Consider the following 21,971-nt stretch of genomic DNA (forward strand, 5'->3'; position numbering starts at 1 on the left):
TTTAATCTGGCCAAGGGGCTTTGTCGCTTCATCATCCTGTTCCTTGCTCTTATGTCGGCTTGATCCGATTTCCTGGGATCATTTATGCCTTTGATATTCTGACTTTATTCTGTGTCCGACTTATGATTGACCCCGAGCCAGAAATAGCTCGGCAACAGATGTCGTGTCGTTGCGACGTACCTCAAAGCGGGCTGCCTCGATCTCGTTTTCGACCAACTTGCTGTAAATGCTTTCAAGGTCTTCCGGGGTGTCGATCTTGGTCCCCGTGACGGTTTCCATCAGAAGAATATCACCCTTCTGAATTGACCCGGACGTATTGGCGCCAACCGCATGCACTTCGGCGACCCACTTGCCCTCCACCTGGGAGAAACGGATGTTGGTGCCATCGGCAAGCCAGACATCCCGCACAACCTGCACCGTCAGCAGACCACGTTCAAAGCGCTGCGTTCCCGCGTCCTTGAAACGTACACCCGCGCGCGCATAGCCGTCGGGATCAACGTTCAGCCCGTTCAGGATAAGCGACGCAACACCGAATTTTCCGTCCAGCGGAACCTCATTCACCGCATAGATTACGGTACCTTCTCTTATCCAGTCCCCGGCGATGCCAAGGTCCGCATCCGGATCAATCTGAGTGATCAGCGCCGTTTCGGCACTCCGGACCCGCTGCAGCGATACATCAAAAGGCATCACCACATCCCAGACCGACAAGGTGATCTGCTGTGGGGCGATGGGTTGGGGCAATTGCGTTTCTGTCAAGACTACCGCAGCCGTTACGACCTCAGCTTCTGCTGCAATAACAGTCTCGGCTTCCACTTCGGTGGCAATCCCGGCAACTTCTTCCTCTTCGATCGCGGCCACTTCATCCGCTTCGGGTAACGCCTCCGCGATCATTGCCGTTACCTCGGCTGGTTCTTCCGCCGCACCTGCGGTCTCGACTGTCGGCGCGTCGGTCTCAGCCTCGGCGACGGCCGCCGCAACGATCTCCTCGACCGGCTCCGCCGCACCCTCTGTTGCGACATCGGTAACGGCCTCGACCGTGTCCGCGCCAACAGCGACATCAGCATCTTCAGAAGTCAGTGCCGCCACGATGGTGGCATCGTCGATAGCGTTGTCGGTGGCTTCCGTCACATCGTCGGTGACGGCGGTAGCGGCAACCTCAGCTTGCAGCTCCTGCGCAACCGGCTGGGCACCGTCTGATTGCAGCATGACGTAGCCCGCGACTGACGCCAGCACGACCAGAGACACGCCAGCCATCAACAGCGCACGCGACCGGGGCTTATCCTGGATAGCGGCAGCCACTGCCGGCTCAATCGGCGCGGTTGAAGCCGGTTCTACCTCAGCCGGTCTGGCCGCGATCGATGCCACCACATTTTCAGCGGATTCTTCAAGATTATCTGCTTCAACGTCGTCCTGGTCATCGACGCTTGCCTGGATAATCGTCTTGATGCTCGCCTCGATCGCCGGGTCGTATTTTGCCTCGTTCTCGGTGGCAGATTGGGCATCGGAGCCTTGCGCCTGTGCGTCGTCAAGATAGGCCAGCCAGTCAGCGGCAGAACGCATCCGCTTGTCCGGCATCGCGTTCATCGCTTTGTCGATCGCCTCCAGGAAACCTGCGGGATAACCCGGGAAACGCCCTGCAAGCTTCTTGTAAGGGTCTTCTTTTTGTTCAGCGAGCGCCGCAAGACGCTGCTGGCCATTGACCGGCGCTTCCTGACTGATCGCATGATAGAGCGATGCAGCGAACGAATAGAGATCGCTCCACGGGCCCTGTTCACCGCCAGCGATATAGAACTCCTGCGGGGAATATCCATCTTTCACCACACGCAGCGCCGAAAGCGCCCGGTTGGTATTTGTGGCATGCTCGCGCGCCGCACCAAAATCGATCAGAATGGGTTCGCCGGTGGAATCGATAAGGATGTTATCGGGCGAGATATCGCGGTGCAGAATGTCGTGCGAATGTACAAATCCGATCGCTTCAAGCAATTTCCGGGTAACGCCGACAATCTCGTCAGGGGACAGGCTTTTGTCATCACTGTCGATGATTTCAAGCAGGTCTTTGCCATCCACGAAGTCGATCGCCATATAGGCGGTGTCATTGTCTTCAAAAATCTGGTGAACACCCACGATGTTCGGATGCTCAAGGTTCGACAGGCTGCGCGCCTCCTGAACGAACAACCGGATGATCGATTTCAGCTCGCCCTGATGCGCACGTGATCTGGCTTTGACGATGGTGTTGGTCCGACGGCAAAATGCGCCGGGGAAACATTCTTTGATCACCACGTCCCGGTCCAGGCTGTCCTTGGCCAGATAGGTGATGCCGAAGCCGCCATTATTCAGGAATTTCGTGATCGTATATTGCCCATGTAGCAACACGGTTCCGGGCTGCAGCTCGTCCAAAAGCTGTTCGGAATCGAGGCCTTCTGCAGACATTTCTCCATTCGGCGTGAATTCACGATCGTCCTCAACGACTTCCGGTTCTTTCTTGGCGACTGACATTTTCCTTCAGCTCCTGATTTCGAACAGCCGGTTTGCAAATGGCCACTCTGTTTTTAGTCCCTTCGAAATTCGTGTGGCTTTTTGCGCAAAGTGAGGCCAAACACGGCTGTGGGAGAGAAAGATTTAGGCCAAATTTGTTACAAACTTGACTCCAGTCCCTCAGGTTATGGACTGACTTAACTTTTGGTTATAGTTAGCCGTTTCGATATAAGCTGGCTGTTTCCCGTTAAGATTCGATAACGGGCCTTTTGCACTGTTTGTTTCCAGATGAAGACCGAATACCACCAGAAGTGACCGCAATACGAGATATTGGGCTTTCGGCCTCAACCGACACCAGTTTACGGCGAAAATATGCAGAACTGCGGGTCTGCGGCGCTAAAACGACGCAGACCTTCGAAGCACGAACACAGCCAAAATACCTTTACTTGGATTTGGCCGGCTTCTTGCTTCGGGTCACCTTGTACTCTTCCGGGATCGGCATCCGATTGAACGCATCCAGACCGGCAATTTTATATGCCTCGGCAAGGGTCGGGTAATTGAATGTATTCTGCACGAAATAGTCCACCGTGCCCTTCAGGTTCAGCACCGCCTGGGCGATGTGAATAAGCTCGGTCGCCCCTTCACCCACGATCTGTACACCCAGAACCCGGCGGGTTTTCAGGCTGAAAAGCATCTTCAGCATGCCGTGCTCAAGCCCCATGATATGGCCCCGGCTGGTTTCGCGGAACCGTGCCACGCCGATTTCATAGGGGATGCCGCGTTCCTGCATTTCCTCTTCGGACATGCCGCAGGTGCTGATCTCCGGCACCGAATAGATACCGTAGGGATACCACGGGCTTTCACCCAGTGTCGGCACCTCCAGCGCATGGCAAGCGGCAACGCGGCCCTGCTGGATCGACGTCGACGCCAGGCTGGGGTGGCCGATAACGTCACCAGTGGCGTAGATATGAGGGATCTTGGTCTGATAGGTCTTGCGATCCACCGCCAGGCGACCGCGATGATCAGTCTCAAGTCCGACCGCATCAAGGTTCAGCCTGGTCGTCGCCCCCATCCGCCCAGCGGCAAAGAGCAGCATTTCGCTGCGCACATGGCGCCCGTTGGCCATGGTCACTTCGACATGTTCGCCCGCATCCTCGATCTTTTCGATCTCGGAGCCAAGCCGCAGGTCAACGCCGTTGTCGCGGATCTGGTGGGTGAATTCGCGGATCGTCTGCTGGTCGATGAAATCGAGGAAACTATCGCGCGGTTCGATCAGTGTCACCCGCACATCAAGCGCCGAGAACATCGTGGCATACTCAACCCCGATCACCCCCGCGCCCACCACGGTCAGGCTGCGCGGGATCTGACCCAGTTCGAGAAATTCATCACTATCCACGACCGTACTGCCATTGAACGGCACATTTTCAGGCCGATAGGTCTTGGTGCCTGTCGCGATCAGGAAACGGTCGGCAGTCACGATGTTGAAATCCCCCGCCTCGGTCGCGACCTCGATCGTGTTGGGGTCGGTAAACCGCGCCATGCCCATCATCGTATCGACATGGTTGCGGTTGAACTGATGTTCCAGCACGTCGACCTCGTAATCCAGCGTCTGGTGCAGACGCGCTTTCAGGTCATCGGCGTGGATATCATCCTTTACCCGGTAGGCACGCCCGTAAAAGCTGCGTTCACGCCAGCCCGACAGGTTCAAAACGGTTTCGCGCAGGGTTTTGGACGGGATCGTGCCGGTATGCACCGAAACACCCCCCAGACGGTCCTTGCGGTCAACCACCAGCACACGGCGCTTAAGCTTACCCGCCTGAATGGCCGCCGAGCGCCCGGAGGGGCCGGAACCGATAACAATCAGATCATAATGGCTCATGCACTACCCCGCATAAAGTGCTTCGGCATGAAAGGCGACGTGGTCTTCCATGAAGGTCGAGATGAAGAAGTAGCTGTGATCATACCCCGGCTGCATGCGCAGCATCGCCTGCTGGCGGCGGGCAGCGGCGGCCTCGGCCAGCGCCTCGGGGCGCAAAAGGTCAATGAACTGATCGCTGGTGCCGGTATCGACAAGCACTGGCCCGTCAAAGCCTTTTTCGCGCATCAGCAGGCTGGAATCATGCGCGGCCCAAGCGCTTTCGTCGGCGCCCAGATAGGCGGTCAGCTGCTTGCGGCCCCAGTCGCTGGCCACCGGGTTGGAAATCGGCGCGAAGGCCGATACGGATCGGAACCGGCCGGGCAGACCCATCGCCAGCGTCAGCGCACCATGCCCCCCCATCGAGTGCCCCGTAATCGCCTGCCGATCGGCATCAACGGCGAAATTACCGGTGATCAGGCTGGGCAGTTCTTCGGCCAGGTAATCCCACATCCGGTAATGCGGCGTCCACGGGTCTTGTGTGGCGTTGACATAGAACCCGGCCCCCTTGCCCAGATCATAGGCGTCGTCATCGGCCACATCGTCCCCGCGCGGCGAGGTATCGGGAAAGACCAGCGCGATGCCCTGTTCCGCCGCCCAACCCTGCGCGCCCGCCTTGGTCATGGCGTTTTCATGGGTGCAGGTCAGGCCCGACAAGTACCACAACACCGGCACCGGGCCATCCTTGGCCTCCTCGGGCAGGAACAGACCGAAGGTCATGTCACAATCGCAGCTATCTGATCTGTGGGTATAGACCCCCTGCACACCGCCGAAACAGGCGTTTTCCGATTGGGTTTCCATGCGTTCCTCCCTCAACTGACCATTACAACACCGTCTCTAACAGGCCCCGCGCCGCCGGGAAACGCAAAACCGGCGCGACACCGCGCGGCTACGACATAACAAAATCAGCAGAGTATCCCCTATGTCTCCCAACCGCCGCCACATCTGCGCCGCAATCCGAAGCGCAACCTAAACGTGAGCAATAATCGGAGGGCTGTTCATGCTTCGCTATATTTTTTCTCTATTGCTTGCCATCTGCTGCGCAACGCACGTAGCGGCCCAAGCCGACCCCGCCACAGAAGCAGCCAAGGATGAGCTTTGGGCAGCGATCTCTGCCTCGGATTACGCGGCGGTTGAGGCGATAGTCGCCAATGCTCATGCAGATTACCTGAGAACCGGCAAAAATCAGGACCAGACGCGCGAATTGCTGGGCCTGTTCGACGCCAACAACCCCATGCTGGATCACTTTGCCGACGCGTGGCTTGAAACCTACCCGAATTCACCTTTCGCTCATACGGCGCGGGCGATGCTCTATAACAACGTGGCATGGAACATCCGGGGCGAAGGTCTGGCGCGCTTTACGTACCCTGACGCGCTCCGCGAATTCAGCTGGATGCAATTCAAGGCCTGGGAACAGGCCTACAAGGCCGACAATCGCCTGCTCCCGGCGTCAGATGCCGTCCTTGGGCTTGCACTTCCCAACCTCAAGCGGCGGCGCGGTTACGATGTGCTGCATCAGGTTATGAAATCTGATCCTAACATGGGCACGCTGCGGCGAGGTGTCTGGCTTAGCTCCACCAGTTGGGGCCGAGGAGGCAGCTGGAACCAGGCCGAGAAGCTCTGCGATAGCTATGGCCCGGAAGTGGACTGGCACGAAGGTGATCCGGTGACCTATTGCAAGCTCGTCGCGGGTGCCTGGGTTCATCATGCGAAACGTGGGCAATGGGCTCATGACATCCTGAAAGAAGGAGATTATCCAAGTCTCGAACTCATAGTTGTGAAACGGCTGGCGAACCGGTCAGCAACGCGCGCCGACGCCCATTTCATACAGGCATACCTGCAACGTGAAGGCGTGACCGATGCTGACAACGCCGGTAAGTTCGACCACTATGTCGCTCATAAATACAACCTTGAATTCATTGGGGAGGCACACATGCGCCGCGCCAGGGCTCATGCCCGCGAGGCGATCAAACGCGACCCCTACAATCCCGAACTGCTTGAAACCTTGCTGGCGGGCATCTCGGGTGCGCGACTGAAAGGGGACAGGTTTATTATCAAAAAGCTCGAACGACCCACACCCGAGGAACGCCTCGAATACACCCGCCGCCTGTTGGTCGCATCGCCCTATGATCCTGATCGTTGGTATAGATACGGAACGGAGCTTTATCCACAGACCAACCCCGAAGATATACTGAAAGACGACCCATTCAGGATCAACACGATCGTCTATTCCGACCATTCCCGCCGCCGGCTTCTTCAGCGTGCTATTGACAAGTGGCAACTGATGGATTCCCTCGAACGGCTGGAGGCAGAAACGCAATCAGAAGCTTTTCATAGTCTGGACGAAGAAACCAAGGCAGAGGTTCGCGGCGAGATACAAAGATGGTTGGCGGCACGGGCAACAATTGATTTCGACGAAGATCTCAGATGCCCGATGATGCGCGCCTACCGGCTGTTCGAAGCGCTGTGCGAGGATTTCGAGTCAGATGAATGCGACGTGCACCCGCAACAGGTGGAAATGTTCGAAATCGTACGTGCAGACGTCAACAAGCGGCAGGTCTGTACCGGCATTATGTCGGCCCGAACACATGAACTCTTCTTCGACCCGGTCCCGGTTGATCTGAGCGCACCCGAAGGCTGATCAGTAAAGCGCGCCGACCCAGCCGATCACCAAGGATACACTTACAACCGCCGCAACCGTCGAAATCAGGATCGACGCCGACACCCGCTGCGGCGCCACGCGGTAATGCTGCGCCAGAATATAGACATTCCCCGCCACCGGCAGGGCGGCGGCGGCAATCATCACAGCCGCAGCATAAGGTGCCACCGAAAAGAGCCACAGCGCCGACAGGGCCACGGCGGCAGGATGCAGCACCAGCTTGCAGATCGACAGCCATCCGGCGATGAAAGGCCGCTCGGCCGATTTGCCTGCCAGTGACGCGCCGATGGCAAACAGTGCGCCGGGTGTTGCGGCCCCGCCCAGAAGCGACAGGAAATCATTCATCACCACCGGAATCGGCAGCGCCAGCGCCGACCATCCCAGCCCCAGCATGATCGACACGATCATCGGGTTTTTCAGCAACCCCATGCCCACGGTACCGAGGATACGAATGTTCATCCTGCCATCCCGCGCGCCGGTGATCAGGATCACGATGAGCGAGCCGAAAAAGATCAGATCGACCGCAAGCACCAGCATGACCGGTCCAATGGCCGCCTCGCCCATCAGCAGCGTCAGCATCGGCACACCCAGAAAGCCGACATTGCCGATGGTCGCGCATTGCGCCTCGAATGCGGCAACCTCAACCCTGGCCCCCCTCAGAAACGCCACCCCGGTCACCAGCAGATACACAAACCCTGTCGCGCAGAGATAGGCAGTGACAAACTGCCAGTCCAGCACCTCGGCCAGCGACAGGTTGGCGGCGAACCTGAACAGCATCGCCGAGAGCGCGAAATAGAAGACGAACCTGGTCAGCCAGGCGGTGGCCTCTTCGTTGAAAAAGCCGGTGCGCCCGGCGACAAAGCCCAGCCCGATGATCAGGAAAAACGGCAGGGTCTGCAGGAAGATGGCCAACATGCCGTTTTGCTAGCATTATGATAAGACACATTAAACAGCGAAGTTTTTACGCCACAGAAGCCGGGGCTTTACAAAACCCGACCCGTGGCCTCATCTGGCGGGGTTCCTAACTGCCCGGAAACCCATGACCACCACGACAATTCAGCGGTCCAATCTGGCCGGTGCGCTCTGCGCGCTGATCGCGGCCATGTGCTTTTCGCTGAATGATGTGGGCATCAAATTCCTCAGCGATCAATATGCGCTGCACCAGATCGTGTTCTTTCGCGCCATTACGGGATTGGTAACATTCCTGGCGGTGATCATGCCGCTCTCGGGCGGTTGGCAACTGGTGCGCACCAGGCGGATCGGCTGGCACCTGCTGCGCGGGTTTTGCGTCGTGTCAGCCAACTCGTTTCTGTTTCTAGGGCTGGCCGTGATGCCGATTGCCGATGCGGTGGCGATATTCTTCGTCTCGCCCCTGCTGATCGCCCTCATGTCCATCGTCTTTCTGGGCGAAACTGTCGGGCCGCGGCGCTGGGTTGCCATCACTGTCGGCTTCGTCGGCGTCATGGTGATCGTCAAGCCGGGCACGTCGGCGTTTCAGCTGGCGTCGCTCTTTCCGATCGCTGCCGCCTGTCTCTATGGCGTGATGCACATCGTTGCCCGCCGCATCGGCACAACAGAAAGCGCGGCGACGATGACCTTTTACATTGTCGTCAGCTTTATCGTGGTCAGCGCAACCATCGGGTTGGCCGTGGGGGACGGGCGTTACTACGGCCAGTTCCACCCCGCCTTCGATTTCCTGCTGCGCCCCTGGGTGCCGGTCGATCTGGCCGATGTGCCGATCCTGATCATGCTGGGGGTCAGCGGTGTTCTGGGCGGGTATCTGATCAGCCAGGCCTACCGCATCGCCGAGGCCGCCTTTGCTGCGCCCTTCGAATATGTCTCGATGCCAATGGCGATCATCTGGGGCATCACCGTTTTCGGCACCTTCCCGGATCGGACCGCCTGGATCGGGATTGCACTGATCCTCGGATCAGGCTTGTATCTGGTCTGGCGCGAAACCATCAAGGGACGCGTCCGAAGCATGAGGCGCTAGCAATGACAGAGATCAGGGCGGTTGTGTTCGACGTGGGCAAGGTACTGATCGAATGGCAGCCTGAAAATCATTACGACCGGATCGTCGGCCCCGCACGGCGCCGCGCCTTTTTTGACGCATTCGATTTCTACGGGCTGATGCTCCGGATTGATGCGGGCGCGCCATTTGCCACGACCGTCAGCGCCGCCGCCGCCGCCCATCCCGACTGGGCCGAGGAATTGCACATCCTGCGTGACAGATGGTGTGATCTGGCCCAGCCCCCCATCGCCCGTTCGGTGCGCCTGATGCAGGCAGTGAAAGCGCGGGGACTGCAGATTTTTATCCTCAGCAATTTCGGTGCTGATAACTTTGCCCAAAGCGCGGCGCAGTTCGATTTTCTGCGCGATGCTGACCGCCACTACATCTCGGCCCGGATGGGGCTGTGCAAACCCGATCCGGCGATCTATGCGGCGGTCGAGCGTGACAGCGGCCTTGCGCCAGATGCCTTGCTTTTCGTCGACGACAAGTCCGAGAATGTCGAGGCCGCTCGCACCCGCGGCTGGCACGCGCATCTGTTCGAAACCGCCGCAGGCTGGGCGGACTGCCTGGTCGACGCTGGCCTGCTGACCAGAGGAGAAGCGGCATGATCTGGATCGCCCTCGCCCTGCTCGTGGCGTTGATCGCCGCACCGTTTCTTGCCGAGGCACGTCGTCCAAAGATGACCCAAGCGGCGCGCGCATCGGCACCAGGTGAATTCGCCAGCCTTTCCCGTGGCCTGACCCATTTCCGCTGGCTGGGGCCAGAAGACGGCCCCGTTGCCGTCTGTGTACACGGGCTGACCACACCGTCTTTTGTCTGGACACCGATTGCCGGGGGGCTGGCTGAGCGGGGCTTTCGCGTATTGCTCTACGATCTTTACGGGCGCGGCTATTCCGACCGGCCAAGGGGCGCGCAGGATGCAGATTTCTTTGTCGCCCAGCTGGAAGAGCTTCTGCAAAACCAGAAGGTCGAGGGCAAGATCACCCTGCTGGGCTATTCGATGGGCGGCGCAATCACAGCCGCTTTTACCGCGCATTTTCCCGACCGGGTACGCCAGCTTGTCCTGCTGGCACCATTGGGCATGGGGCATGATCTCGGCCCGATTGCGCGGCTTGTCATCAACCATAACCGGCTGGGAACATGGCTGATGATGGCGCTTTACGGCAAATCCTACCGGCAGGCGCTGGAGGGTGAACGCGGCCTGCCCAGCGCGGTCGATGGTATCGTCGATCTGCAAATGGCCGAGCTTGATTTTCGCGGCTTCCGGCCCGCCGTCCTGTCGTCAACCCGCAACATCGTGGACGAGGATATAGAAGAAAAGCACCGCGCCATCTGCGTGGCAGGTGTGCCGGTGCTGGCCATCTGGGGCCGCGAGGATGAGGTGATCCCGATCGCCGGGCTGGACAGGCTGACCGAATGGAACCCTGATGCCCGGCAGGAAGTAATTGATGCCGCAGCTCACGCGCTGGCCTATACGCACAGCGATCAGGTGCTCAATGCGCTGCGCGACCTGTCAGGTTAGTCAGCCACATGCCACTGCCCCGGGCGAAAGAGCAATCTAAATCAAGTTCAACCGCCAGAACCCGGTTACGATAACCTGAACATCAGCTTGATCGGTTTGCCCGCAGCCTGCGAGGAGAGCCTGAATATTATTTCGGAGGCGGCATGTTCCAATCCATCGCAAACGCAGTCACAGCAATCGCATTTCTGGCGACCCTGTCGGCCCCGGCATGGTCCGAGACATTCTGGATAGACCTCACCCATCCGCTACCGACCTTTCAGCCGGTACCGGGCAGCCCGGATCAGGCTGACCTTGGAAAGCCCTGGCTCAACAGCATGCCGCATGTCGCATGGGACCAGCAGGCGATCCTCAGCATTGACGTGTTTCAGACCGATACCGGCTATTACGATTCAGGCACGCTGACGGTCTATGAACATCACGGCACGCATCTGGACGCGGTCAACCACATCATCAACAGCGAGGACACATTAATCGAAGGCGGCATTCCCAACGATGCCCGCCTCGGCATGTCCGAGTTGACGCCTGCTGATCTGATCGGACCGATTGTGATGCTCGATATCGGACCTCGGGTGCGGGCCGAACTGGCAAAGAACGGTGGCGTACCCAGCCCCGATATCTCGGTCACGGATTTTTCCGACAGCTCGGAAAACGTCGTCACCGCAGAAGATATCGACGCCGTGGCCGACCAGCTTGTCGATGGCGCGTGGCTCGTGGTGAACATGGACTGGGCCAGATTTTACCTCACAGGCAGCGCCAGCCTGCGCAACTCTCCCTACTTCAACAATTTCAACCACCCCGGCCTCAACCACGCCGCGATCGACCGCCTGGCCCAGATCATCGATGAACGCGGGTTGAAACTTGGCGGCATCGCGATGGACAACATCACGATTGACACCGGGCAGGGCGCCAAAGGCGCGGGTGCGTACCCGATGCAGACCAATGCCTGGTACAGCCATACGGTACTGATGCAGCGCGGTGTGCTGTTTGTCGAAAACCTGGCCGAAGTGAATGAACTGGCCGAGGTGATGAACGCGGGCGCAGCCTGTACGCTTATTGTCGGCGCTCCGAAACATGTCCGCGGCACCGGCGGACCCAGCCGCGTCTTTGCCATGTGCGAGAGCTGAACGGCACACAAGACATTGTGAATTCGGCCTGGCCGCGTGACGTTTTTAAGCGCGATTCCAGGTAAATCGGGGCATCAAGCGCCCGTATCATCGTATCCATGAGAACATATTTTTCTTGCCTTGTGGCGCAGGTAGTCTATCGGGGACTGCAACAATCAACATGATACAGGCACATGACAGAATATTCCGAGATTACGCCCGCGCACCCTGTTGAAACTTCGTCACGCGATTGGGTCAAGATCCTCGCCGCCTACCGCGAACCAAATCACCTGCGCAGCATTTTCGAGACCGCGATCAGCATCGGGCCGTTTCTGCTTCTCTGGGCGCTGGCCTGGTATACGCTCTCGATCAGCTATTGGCTTACCTTCGGTATTTCAGTGCTCAACGCCGCCTTCCTGTTGCGGCTCTTTACGATTCAGCATGATTGCGGCCATGGCGCGTTTTTTGCCAACCGCAAGGTCAGCGACTGGGTGGGGCGTGTAATCGGCGTGCTGACCCTGACCCCCTACGATGTCTGGCGGCGCACCCATTCGGCGCATCACAGCGGCTCGGGCAATCTGGCGCGTCGCGGCATGGGCGATATTCATACCTATACCGTGACCGAATTCCGCGCTCTGACACCCTTTCAGCGGCTGAAGTACCGTGCCTATCGTCACCCGCTGACCCTCTTCGGTCTGGCGCCGGGGTACCTCTTTCTGTTGCAAAACCGCATTCCACTGGGGTTGATGAACAACCTGCGCTACTGGATCAGCGCGCTCGGCACCAATGTCGTGATCTTCGCCGCACTGGCCGTGATCTGGTATTTCGGCGGCTTTGCCCCGATCCTCCTGATCTTCCTGCCCACAACCTTGCTGGCGGCCACTGCTGGCATGTGGTTGTTCTACGTTCAGCATCAGTTCGAGCACACCCATTGGGATCATGACGGCGACTGGCAATTGCACGACGCCGCGCTGCATGGCAGTTCGCATTATGTGATGCCCAAGGTGTTGCAATGGTTCAGCGCCAATATCGGCATTCACCATGTGCACCACCTCTACAGCCGTATCCCGTTCTATCGTCTGACCGAAGTGCTGCGCGATCACGCCGAGCTTGACAGATGCAATCGCATGACCATCCGCGAAAGCCTGAGCTGCGCCCGGCTGCACCTCTGGGATGAGAACAGCAAACGGCTCTTGTCCTTTGCCCAAGCCCGCGCGCTTCCCGGCTGACGGGCGACCCTGCACTAAAACGTACTGATGGCCCGCCTGCTGCGGAACGTACGTAATATGCCTACATGTCGTACGTCCCGTACGCACCATACCGCTGAGGCTTGGGCGTTCAGGTGCTGCGAGGGCTCAGCGCCCGCTCCCGTACCGGCAGGTGCACGATCGCGCTGAAGGCACCTATGCTGACACCGATCCACCAGACCACAGTGTAACTGCCGTAGATATCATACATTTGACCGCCCAGCCAAACCCCCAGGAAGCCACCCAGCTGATGGCTGAAAAACACGATCCCATAAAGCGTACCCATATAGCGCAACCCGTAGATATGCGCGATCAGCCCGCTGGTCAGGGGCACCGTCGCCAGCCAAAGCGCCCCCATCAGGCCTGAAAACAGCAGCACCGTCGCGGGCGTGATCGGCGTCATGATGAACGCCGCCGATACCAGTGTTCGTGCGGTGTAAATCGCGGCCAGCAGACATTTTTTTGAATAACGTTTCCCCAGCCAACCCGCTGTCAGCGTACCTGCAATATTGGCCAGACCAATCAGCGAAATAGCTACGGCACCCAAGGCCGATGTGCTGGTGATTCCCATCGTATGCAGCGTCCCGCCCGGCGCAATTGGTCCGCACATCTCGGTCACGAAGGCCGGAAAATGCGCGGTGATGAACGCCACCTGATAACCACAGCTGAAGAAACCCAGAAAAATCAGTGTATAACTCGGATCGCGGAATGCCCTGCCCAGGATCTGCCCCATGCTCTCTTCCAGCTCGGCCTTGCCTGCCGTCATGGGCGCACGCATCATTGGCAGAACGCTCAACGTTGCCAGTATCGTCACGGCAAATACCACAAACACCATCTGCCAACTCATTAGCGACAAAAGAAACTCCGCCAGCGGCGCACCAAAGACTTGCCCCGCTGACCCGGCAGCGGTCGCGATCGCCAGGCTCATCGAACGGTTTTCATCGCTGCTGGCACGGCCGACCACCGCAAGAATGACGCCAAACCCGGTACCCGCGATGCCAAACCCAACAAGGATCTCATAAAGCTGATGCGCCTCCGGCGTCACCGCGAAAGACGACAGGACCAGGCCGGCGGCATAGGTAAGCGCCCCCAGCACAATCGCTTTGCGATCTCCGATCCGCTCGGCCATCGCGCCAAATATCGGCTGCCCGATCCCCCAGGCTAGGTTCTGGATCGCAATCGCCAGGCTGAATTCACTGCGCAGCCAGTTGAACTCTTCAGCAATCGGGATCTGAAAAACACCGAAGCTCGCACGGATCGCGAAAGAGATCAGCATGATCACGCACCCGGCTATCAGCACCGGCGTGAATATCGGGATCGGCTTTGTCATCGGGTCTCTCCGTCGCGCGACTGCCAATCTACGAGCCCCGCAGGATTGGTCAAATCACGACTTGTGATATCGACAATCAGCATCTGTTCGCGCTTTTCTTATGCCTCCTGCCGCGATATTCCAAACGGATGGAAACACTTTCCGCGAAATACGCGCGCCTTGTCGATGCCGGTGATCTGACACCCGACGACACACAACAGGCGGTGCTGCCCCTGTTCGAACGCATCCAGATCGAACTGGCTGAAACACCTAAGAAAACCTGGTTTCGCAAAGCCGCAGAGCCGCCCAAGGGCCTCTATCTCTGGGGCGGTGTCGGGCGTGGAAAGTCTATGCTGATGGACATGTTCGTCGAGACGCTGGAAATTCCCAACCGGCGCGTGCATTTCCACGCCTTCATGCAGGAAATCCATCGCGGCATGCACGCCGCCCGCGGGCGCGGTGAGAAGGATGCGCTGGCGCCGGTCGCCAAAGAGGTCGCGCAATCGGCCCGCCTGCTGGCCTTTGACGAAATGCAGATCACCGACATCACCGATGCAATGATTGTCGGGCGCCTCTTCGAAGCCCTGTTCGAGGCCGGGGTGGTGGTGGTAACCACCTCTAATCGTATACCGGACGATCTATACAAGGACGGCCTGAACCGCCAGTTGTTCCTGCCCTTCATCGATCTGGTGAAGGATCGGATGGTGGTGCATGAAATGGTCAGCCCGACCGATTACCGTCAGGGCAAACTGGCGGGCAGCCCGACCTATTTCACCCCCATCAATGACGAAACCCGCGCCCAGATCCGGGCAATCTGGCAGGATCTTTCCGACGGCGAAAGCGAACCCCTGACGCTGCATGTCAACAAACGCGAGGTCGAACTGCCCGGCTTTCACAACGGGGTCGCGCGGGCGTCGTTTTACGATCTCTGCGGCAAACCGCTTGGCCCGGCAGATTATCTCGCCCTGGCCGAGGCCGCGCGTATGCTGGTCCTTGAAAACATCCCGCAACTCAGCCGGTCCAATTTCAACGAGGCCAAGCGCTTTGTCACCCTGATCGACGCACTCTACGAAGCCAAAGTCAGGCTGATCTGTACGGCCGCGGCCGCACCGGAATACCTTTATGTAGAGGGCGAAGGCACGTTCGAATTCGAGCGCACCGCCAGCCGCCTGCGCGAGATGCAATCAGATGATTGGGGCCGCGATTAACATCCGGCGATCGCCGCGGCGGTGCATGAACCTGAGGACCTGTTTCCGATCGTAAAATCGGATCAAGCCGCCTCAGCTCCCGGCGCCAGGTCCACCAAGCCGCTTGGACGTATCTTCCTTGACTTGCCCTGCCGCCATCTTCGCAAATGCCTGCCGCCAGCTTGCTGCAAGTTCTGGCATGTCCGCCAACTGCACAGCGTCCTCGGGCGTGATACGTCTTGTCAGACGCGCTTGGGTCACCTTTCGGACAGTCCAGTTTGGTTGTGGACGTTCAACAAGTGTAATGCCGTCACCCACAGCTACGGCACCTTCGTCAAGCACCCGATAGTACCACCCCGTGCGCCCGGTCTTTTGAAACAGATAGGGCATTTTATCCTGACCCGTATGGAGCCCCAGTTTCCAACATGGCTGACGCCCTTGTGAAATCTGGACCGTTGCACTTCCAAGATTCAGAATATCGCCAATGCAAAGCGTGTCTTCGGTCAGACCGGTGGTCGAGATGTTCTCGCCAAAGGCTGCAGGCTGAGCTCCGTCGGGGATAAGCCCTTCAGCCTGCCACGCGGTGTAGTGGTCGAATGCATAGTGATGGATCGCTTTGTCCGCCCCGCCGTGAACTTCAAGGTCGGCCTGTGCATCCCGAACTAAACCGTGGACTCCGATACCCTGCACCCCGGTCGCGGGATCCTTTTGGATGGCAGACTGCGGCTTGCCGGGCCAGCGATCCGCCACCTTCCCAACAAACAGACCATCGATTTTGGAAGACAGATTTGGGGTCATGCGACTACCGCTTCCTCGTGTTCTATACAAATCTTTTCGCTGTCCTCGGCCGACAATGGAACGGACAAAAGTTGGCAGAACGCCGCGCCTTTTGCGGCTTCGTGATACCGGCAGGTCTTGCACTGGCCAAACGACTTCCCGCCGTTCAACTTCAGGGCCTGTCGCAACGTTTGGCGTAACCCACTCTCCAGCTCAACCACCTCTTGGTCCGTTAGATTCGTCAGCGCCACGGCGATAACCCCGTCTTCTGCCAGCACGGCGGATCCCGCCCGCGTCAACGCGTAAGAGATTGACCGCTTGTCGCTTTCTGAGCGCACTTCCTGGACAAATCCTTTGCGCAAAAGCGCTTTGAGCGTTTGCGACATTGTTCCGCGCGTTGTCCCCAGAAATTCCGCGACATGCGACGGAGACCGAGAAAAACGATTCGCATCGCGTAGGTACTCAAGCGCAGACCTTTGGACTGGATTCAAATCGCCGGACCAGCTGCTGGCGTTATCCAACCTTGCCAACCTGTTCATTAGGGCACGAATTTTTCGTTCTGAAGTCATGACAGTTAGGTATCGACTCGAAATTACTATTGCAATCCCAATCTTCAATATGATAGCGACTCACTAGTACATTGAATCACGGAGATCCACGATGCCCAACAAGTCCCCTTTCATAACAGCCGCCATTCTGCTTACTGCCAGCGCTGCCTCTGCTGGCGGAGATCACGCCGCAGACATGCACGACGCAGTTCAATCACCCGCAGTTGCAGACAAAGTCGCAGCCTTTGACATTCTGGCTGCACACGCACATCGCAAAGGCAACACAGTGACCTTCCACATGACCACCAATGGAACCGCCGGCTCTGATACCCCAGCTGCCACCGGCGCTGTCGGCGGCTCTGACGTGTGGTCCTATGTCTGGCCGACATCGCTTGACCCTTCCGCCGTTGGTTTCGAAGGCGGCACCGGCATTCTGGCGATGGCCGCCACCAGCCACCCCGACTTTGACGACACACCGCTGTTTGATGAAAACGGCGATGGCGACCCGTCTAACGATGGATTGGAATGGCACAGCCACTGGGTTGTTCTGACCCCGACAGAGGCTTGCGGCCCCGGCGCTTTGGCGGTCCGCGACATCCCCGAGGGCAGCAACCCGAAACTGCCTGCGACTTGGCCCGGCTTTCCGATCTTTCTGGACAGCCCGGGATTTACACCGCTGTTCGACGGACCCGAAATCAGCGTCAATGCGGGCTTTGCCAGCGATGTGGACCTTGCCGGGGTCGCCTATGACGGCGTAACGGCCGCCTTGCGGGTGAACGCCAATATCCACTCACCGCTCTTGTGTGTGACGGACGTCTTCGATGTGGCATCGGGTGATTTGAGCCTGCCGGGCGTTCTGAAGTGACAAAACACGGACAGTGGCATTAACTGTGCCGCTGTCCTTAACATGATCGAGGTAACCAGATGCAGGCACCAGAGCTTTCAATTTCGCATTGGTTCAACACGGATCAGGACGTCACGTTGGGCATTTTGCGCGGCAGAGTCGTGGTCATTGAAGCGTTTCAGATGCTGTGCCCGGGCTGTGTGCTTCACGGTATTCCCTTGGCGCAGAGCATTCAAAGGACTTTTGCGGGCGACCAGGTCGCGGTCATTGGTATCCACACGGTCTTTGAACATCACGAGGCGATGACGCCCGTATCGTTGAAAGCCTTTCTGCACGAATACCGCATTAGTTTTCCTGTGAGGGTCGATAAACCGGGTGCTGGTCCCTTGCCCGAAACCATGGCAGCCTTTGACATGCGCGGCACGCCAAGCCTGATCGTGCTGGATCAGGCGGGGCAAATTGCTGCCCATCACTTCGGTCAGGTTTCTGAAATGCAGATCGGAGCGCAGATTGCGACATTGCTGGCGAATGGGCCGAAGGTGGCGGATCAGGTGGATCAATCACCCTCAGGGGATGCCTGTGAGTTGGGCGGATGTGACTGACAGTCAGTTTGCCACTGACGGCGTGATCGCCGGGGTTTCGCGATCACACCGTTTCTGTCGGCAGAGCCTCAGCTTGTAGCGCTGCCGCAGGTCCGGCGCCACTTCAGCCGCTAAGTCGCGCGTCTGAAGCTAAGGCATCTATTGGCAGAACCCCCGCAGATAACACCGGTCTATTGTGGTGGTACTGCCAGGGGGCCGAAAACCTGACCCCCCAATTTTGGACCTCCAGCCCCAAGGCCTGCGCGACACCGGTGCCACAGGCAGGATCCGCCTTGGTGCAGTTCTCGATATGCCGTTTTTAGATATCGATACGGGCACCACCAATGGCGCGTGCGGTGTTGTCGAACAGCGTCCATTTCGGGAAATCGCCTTCTTCAATCGTTTCATAAAGATCACGCTGATGGCTTTCCCGATCTCCGGCAACGATGCTGGCAGCCTCGGCATCGGTCGGGTTTTTGATGCCTTGTTGGGTCTTGAAGTGGAACTTCACCCAGAATCGTTCACTCTCCGAGTTGATAAAGCTGAAGGTATGATTGCCGAACCCATCCATGTGGCGACAAGTGGCGGGGATGCCGTGATCAGACAATGGCCTTTTGCGATTTGTCCTCCGGTGCGACACAGCGCGTCGGCACCAGCCTTGAAATGTTGCGGCAGATGGTGGCCTCGGGCAAAGGGGTGACTTTGCTACCGAAGCTATCCGTGCTCGGATCAGACCGTACCAGAAGCCTCGTCACGACCCATGCCGTTGCTGACAGGATCTTGTACCGGACCATGCGCCTTTGTTGGCGCACGAATGACATGCGGGGAAAACGGATTGGCAACCTCACGGCATTCCTGACTGCTTTGGATATCGCCAAGGGTTTTGACGGGTCGCACGGGGCATCTCCTTGACGCATCGATCATCGAGGTATAGGCGATCCGCATGAACAAGATTGCAAACACTCCGAACCTGCTCGACCCCGACTATTGGGGCAATACGATCAAGATGAGTCTGTCAAAGTTTTTCATCCTCTGCGTGCTGCAAGATGAGGAATTGCACGGATACGATATTGCCAAGTCGGTTGAGCGGCGCACCGATGGCTGCTGCACCCCGCGCGAAGGCACGATCTACCCAGTGCTTAAGCAGTTTACCGAGGGTGGTTATGTCACCTTCAAATCCGAAATCGTCTCGGGTCGGGAGCGTAAGATCTATTCAGTGACGGATAAGGGGCGCGAAGCCTACCAAGTCGCTCTGGGCGAATGGATGAAAATCACCCGCTGCCTGCAGGACTGTTCTTGCGAGGCCAGCCCCTAAAAACATTTGCGCAAACATATCGATGATCGATGCATCGACCCGCTGAAAACAAGGAACCCCAAACCATGAAAATCGTCAGTTTCAAAATCTGCCCGTTTGTCCAGCGCGTCACTGCCCTGCTGGAAGCCAAGGGCATCGACTATGATCTGGAATTTATCAGCCTCAGCAACAAACCCCAGTGGTTTTTGGAGATTTCGCCCAATGCGCAAGTGCCGCTCTTGATCACGGACGAAGGAGAGGCGCTGTTTGAGAGCGACGCCATCGTTGAATACATCGAAGAAGCCTATCCACCGCTGCGCCCCAGCCTGAGCCCAGTTGAAAAGGCACGTGAGCGCGCATGGAGCTATCTGGCGACCAAACACTACCTGACCCAATGTGGCGCACAGCGCAGCGCCGATCAGGAAATTCTGTCCGAGCGGAACCAGAAGCTGAATAAGGCCTTCGACACAATGGAAGCGCAGCTAGGCGACACAAAGTTCTTCGCCGGTGACGGGATCGGCATGGTCGATGTGGCCTGGCTGGTGCTGTTGCACCGCGCCTGCATCATCGAACAAAAGAGCGGCTATGACTTCCTAGGCGGTCGCCCCAAGCTGAAAGCATGGCAGAATAACCTCATGCAATCTACCCTGCCCGCCAAATCGGTCGCGCCTGATTTTGTAGCTGATTTCTCGGATTTCTACCTGTCTGAGCAGACCTTCCTGGGTCGCGGTGCCGCCGCCAAAAGCACGGAATTCAGCGACAGCACACCGCTGGAAATGTGTTGCTGATCACGAGATCGGACCAAAGACATGAGCATATTTGACGCCGCACCGGCCAAGACTGGCGATACATTCGTTCGGCACAATCCGAACTATCTGACAATGTTCTATGGCACCGATCAGGTGACGCCGTTTTGGGTGGCTGATATGGACCTGCCCATCGCCGACCGGATCAAGGATGCGCTGCGGTATATCGCAGATCGCGGCCAATCTGGCTATGAGTTCAACTCAGACGGCATCTTTGCTATGATCTCGGGCTGGTTTGCCCGTCGCCATGACCTGACCCTCAACCCCAAAAACTTCGTACCCTTCCCCGGCGTACTGGCAGCGATTTCACTGCTGATCCGCGAGTTGTCTGACACAGGCGACCGGGTGTTGATGCAGGTGCCCGCCTACTACCAGTTTGGCAAGATCATCACTCTGCCGGGCGCGCGGATATTCAGGCGGCACTGAAGCGGTTCAAGACCGCCCTACAGGCATGACGGACAAGACCTTCGATATCATTATAATCGGAGGCGGGTAGAGACTGTCAGCCGTGCCAAAGAGGGTTTCACAATGCACACCGATCAGGGACCATATACCGCCCGTGCGGTCATCAGCGCGACGGGCGCCGCCCAGAATCCTTTATCCCCGATTACAACGGGCATGACGCCTTTGAATGCCTGCAAATCCATTCTGTCGACTACCGCAATCCTGCGCCTTTGCCGAGCATCGCGTGGCCATTGTCGGAGCGGGCAATTCAGCCGCACAGATCCTTGCCGAAGTTTCGCTTGAAGCAAACACGCTTTGGATCACTCCCGAAGAACCGCGTTTCAATTCCGATGACGTCGACGGGCGGCATATCTTTGGCGTGGCAACGCAGAGGTTCAGCCAGGTGCAATCGGGGGATAGGCCAACGGGGACACCTCTCGCTTTTCGCTTGGCAGCATCGTCATGGTTGATAGCGTGCGTAAAGCGTGGGCACGCGGCAATGATTTGCAGGCAATCCGGCCATTTTCCCAAATGACAGCCAGCGGCGGCATCTGGCCGGATGGCACCGAACGCACCTTTGATGCAATGATCTGGTGCACCGGCTTTCGTGCCAATCTCGCGCATCTGCAACCCATTTTGCCGATCGAAGATGGGAAAGCGGACCGACGGCGGGCCTCGCGCGATGGATATGCCGGGGCTTTGGTTAGTTGGCTATGGCGGTTGGACCGGCTATGCCTCGGCCACTACCTTCGGGGTCACCAAGACCGCGCGACAAGCGGTCAAGGAAATAGCAGCGTTTCTTTCCTGACCGGCATATGCATCCGATACGGCACAAAAAACAGGAGCCGGCATGACCGAAACCATCCTCTACCCTTTGAAATCGAAATTCCCTGACCCCGAGCATGGCGATCAGCTTTTCTTTTGCGGGCAATGTTCTCCGATTGAAGGGTTGATGGCCATGTTTCCGGACGTGCGGCAGAATCTGGATGTCCGCTATGCGGACAAAGCCGACTTTGTCGTTGGCAATTCGCATGTTCTCTATCTGCGGCCGTTAATTCACGGATGTATTTTGGTCTCATCGGGCTCATGGTTCTCTCCGAGGTCGGTGATGCCGCCTTATAATGGCGTCGGGGGCTGGTACCTCAAAAATGTCCGCTGCGAGCCCAAAGTGACCTGTGTGGATAGCTCCTGCATAGCAAGACATTTTTTGAACTAATTTGGCACTGGTCAGAAGCAGACGTGTGTCCGG

At 58.0% G+C, this 21,971-nt stretch carries 23 protein-coding genes; 15 read left to right on the forward strand and 8 right to left on the reverse strand.

Annotated features, from left to right (window positions below; translation table 11 throughout):
* Positions 1-120: 120 nt before the first annotated feature.
* The 3 genes from LC334_RS12675 to fghA form a co-directional block, all read right to left on the reverse strand.
* Positions 121-2,496 carry a serine/threonine protein kinase gene (locus LC334_RS12675; RefSeq protein ID WP_085800973.1) on the reverse strand — a complete coding sequence of 792 codons (2,376 nt, stop codon included), beginning with the start codon at positions 2,494-2,496 and terminating at the stop codon, positions 121-123.
* A gap of 421 nt (positions 2,497-2,917) precedes the next feature.
* Positions 2,918-4,354 (reverse strand): Si-specific NAD(P)(+) transhydrogenase, encoded by a 1,437-nt coding sequence (gene sthA / locus LC334_RS12680; RefSeq protein WP_085800972.1) that lies wholly within the window; start codon positions 4,352-4,354, stop codon positions 2,918-2,920.
* A gap of 3 nt (positions 4,355-4,357) precedes the next feature.
* Positions 4,358-5,191 (reverse strand): S-formylglutathione hydrolase, encoded by an 834-nt coding sequence (gene fghA / locus LC334_RS12685; protein ID WP_085800971.1) that lies wholly within the window; start codon positions 5,189-5,191, stop codon positions 4,358-4,360.
* A 199-nt stretch (positions 5,192-5,390) separates the two neighbouring features.
* On the opposite strand from fghA, the gene LC334_RS12690 reads away from it, so the two are divergent.
* Complete coding sequence (locus LC334_RS12690) at positions 5,391-7,031, forward strand: DUF4034 domain-containing protein (RefSeq protein WP_085800970.1); 1,641 nt, start codon at positions 5,391-5,393, stop codon at positions 7,029-7,031.
* Here the strand turns inward: LC334_RS12690 and LC334_RS12695 are convergent, their stop codons facing one another.
* Positions 7,032-7,964, reverse strand: coding sequence for an AEC family transporter (locus LC334_RS12695; RefSeq protein WP_085800969.1), 933 nt, complete (start codon positions 7,962-7,964; stop codon positions 7,032-7,034).
* Between the two features lie 124 nt (positions 7,965-8,088).
* On the opposite strand from LC334_RS12695, the gene LC334_RS12700 reads away from it, so the two are divergent.
* The 5 genes from LC334_RS12700 to LC334_RS12720 all read left to right on the forward strand — a co-directional run bounded on the left by LC334_RS12700 (position 8,089) and on the right by LC334_RS12720 (position 12,914).
* Positions 8,089-9,042, forward strand: a complete 954-nt coding sequence (locus LC334_RS12700; protein WP_085800968.1) for a DMT family transporter — start codon at positions 8,089-8,091, stop codon at positions 9,040-9,042.
* 2 nt (positions 9,043-9,044) lie between these two features.
* Positions 9,045-9,668 carry an HAD family hydrolase gene (locus LC334_RS12705; RefSeq protein ID WP_085800967.1) on the forward strand — a complete coding sequence of 208 codons (624 nt, stop codon included), beginning with the start codon at positions 9,045-9,047 and terminating at the stop codon, positions 9,666-9,668.
* Positions 9,665-10,582, forward strand: coding sequence for an alpha/beta fold hydrolase (locus LC334_RS12710; protein WP_085800966.1), 918 nt, complete (start codon positions 9,665-9,667; stop codon positions 10,580-10,582). The genes LC334_RS12705 and LC334_RS12710 overlap by 4 nt, the downstream gene beginning before the upstream one ends.
* A 143-nt stretch (positions 10,583-10,725) precedes the next feature.
* The gene (locus LC334_RS12715; RefSeq protein ID WP_085800965.1) at positions 10,726-11,706 is read left to right on the forward strand and encodes a cyclase family protein; all 981 of its coding nucleotides are present in this window, start codon (positions 10,726-10,728) and stop codon (positions 11,704-11,706) included.
* 173 nt (positions 11,707-11,879) lie between these two features.
* On the forward strand, positions 11,880-12,914 hold the full coding sequence (locus tag LC334_RS12720; RefSeq protein WP_085800964.1) for a fatty acid desaturase: 1,035 nt from the start codon (positions 11,880-11,882) through the stop codon (positions 12,912-12,914).
* A gap of 109 nt (positions 12,915-13,023) precedes the next feature.
* Here the strand turns inward: LC334_RS12720 and LC334_RS12725 are convergent, their stop codons facing one another.
* The gene (locus tag LC334_RS12725; RefSeq protein WP_085800963.1) at positions 13,024-14,262 is read right to left on the reverse strand and encodes an MFS transporter; all 1,239 of its coding nucleotides are present in this window, start codon (positions 14,260-14,262) and stop codon (positions 13,024-13,026) included.
* Positions 14,263-14,390: 128 nt separating this feature from the next.
* On the opposite strand from LC334_RS12725, the gene zapE reads away from it, so the two are divergent.
* Complete coding sequence (gene zapE / locus LC334_RS12730; RefSeq protein WP_085800962.1) at positions 14,391-15,449, forward strand: cell division protein ZapE; 1,059 nt, start codon at positions 14,391-14,393, stop codon at positions 15,447-15,449.
* Positions 15,450-15,521: 72 nt separating this feature from the next.
* Here zapE and LC334_RS12735 read toward each other — a convergent pair whose 3' ends face one another.
* Positions 15,522-16,226 (reverse strand): MOSC domain-containing protein, encoded by a 705-nt coding sequence (locus LC334_RS12735; RefSeq protein WP_085800961.1) that lies wholly within the window; start codon positions 16,224-16,226, stop codon positions 15,522-15,524.
* Positions 16,223-16,774: a MarR family winged helix-turn-helix transcriptional regulator gene (locus tag LC334_RS12740; RefSeq protein ID WP_085800960.1), complete on the reverse strand. Its 552-nt coding sequence runs from the start codon at positions 16,772-16,774 to the stop codon at positions 16,223-16,225. Before LC334_RS12740 ends, LC334_RS12735 begins: the two co-directional genes overlap by 4 nt.
* 91 nt (positions 16,775-16,865) lie before the next feature.
* On the opposite strand from LC334_RS12740, the gene LC334_RS12745 reads away from it, so the two are divergent.
* Both LC334_RS12745 and LC334_RS12750 read left to right on the forward strand, forming a co-directional pair.
* Positions 16,866-17,618 carry a hypothetical protein gene (locus tag LC334_RS12745; protein WP_085800959.1) on the forward strand — a complete coding sequence of 251 codons (753 nt, stop codon included), beginning with the start codon at positions 16,866-16,868 and terminating at the stop codon, positions 17,616-17,618.
* Positions 17,619-17,677: 59 nt separating this feature from the next.
* The gene (locus LC334_RS12750) at positions 17,678-18,199 is read left to right on the forward strand and encodes a redoxin domain-containing protein (protein ID WP_085800958.1); all 522 of its coding nucleotides are present in this window, start codon (positions 17,678-17,680) and stop codon (positions 18,197-18,199) included.
* Between the two features lie 298 nt (positions 18,200-18,497).
* Here the strand turns inward: LC334_RS12750 and LC334_RS12755 are convergent, their stop codons facing one another.
* Entirely contained in the window at positions 18,498-18,785 is a 288-nt protein-coding gene (locus LC334_RS12755) for a catalase (RefSeq protein ID WP_280522431.1), read from the reverse strand.
* Here LC334_RS12755 and LC334_RS23285 point away from each other — a divergent pair.
* The 6 genes from LC334_RS23285 (at position 18,785) to LC334_RS12785 (ending at position 21,938) form a co-directional block, all read left to right on the forward strand.
* Entirely contained in the window at positions 18,785-19,090 is a 306-nt protein-coding gene (locus LC334_RS23285; RefSeq protein WP_085800956.1) for a LysR substrate-binding domain-containing protein, read from the forward strand. The two genes, LC334_RS12755 and LC334_RS23285, sit on opposite strands and share 1 nt — an antisense overlap.
* A 31-nt stretch (positions 19,091-19,121) precedes the next feature.
* On the forward strand, positions 19,122-19,493 hold the full coding sequence (locus LC334_RS12765; RefSeq protein WP_223412975.1) for a PadR family transcriptional regulator: 372 nt from the start codon (positions 19,122-19,124) through the stop codon (positions 19,491-19,493).
* Between the two features lie 65 nt (positions 19,494-19,558).
* Positions 19,559-20,260, forward strand: coding sequence for a glutathione S-transferase family protein (locus tag LC334_RS12770; protein WP_085801094.1), 702 nt, complete (start codon positions 19,559-19,561; stop codon positions 20,258-20,260).
* 21 nt (positions 20,261-20,281) lie between these two features.
* Positions 20,282-20,704 carry a beta C-S lyase family protein gene (locus LC334_RS12775; RefSeq protein ID WP_085800955.1) on the forward strand — a complete coding sequence of 141 codons (423 nt, stop codon included), beginning with the start codon at positions 20,282-20,284 and terminating at the stop codon, positions 20,702-20,704.
* Positions 20,705-21,371: 667 nt separating this feature from the next.
* A complete protein-coding gene (locus tag LC334_RS12780; RefSeq protein ID WP_176237710.1) occupies positions 21,372-21,530 on the forward strand; it encodes a hypothetical protein in 159 nt (52 codons plus the stop codon).
* Positions 21,531-21,572: 42 nt separating this feature from the next.
* Entirely contained in the window at positions 21,573-21,938 is a 366-nt protein-coding gene (locus LC334_RS12785; RefSeq protein WP_085800953.1) for a DUF3088 family protein, read from the forward strand.
* Positions 21,939-21,971: the final 33 nt, after the last annotated feature.

Origin of the sequence: Roseovarius aestuarii (assembly GCF_019966515.1) — a bacterium.
GTDB lineage: Bacteria > Pseudomonadota > Alphaproteobacteria > Rhodobacterales > Rhodobacteraceae > Roseovarius > Roseovarius aestuarii.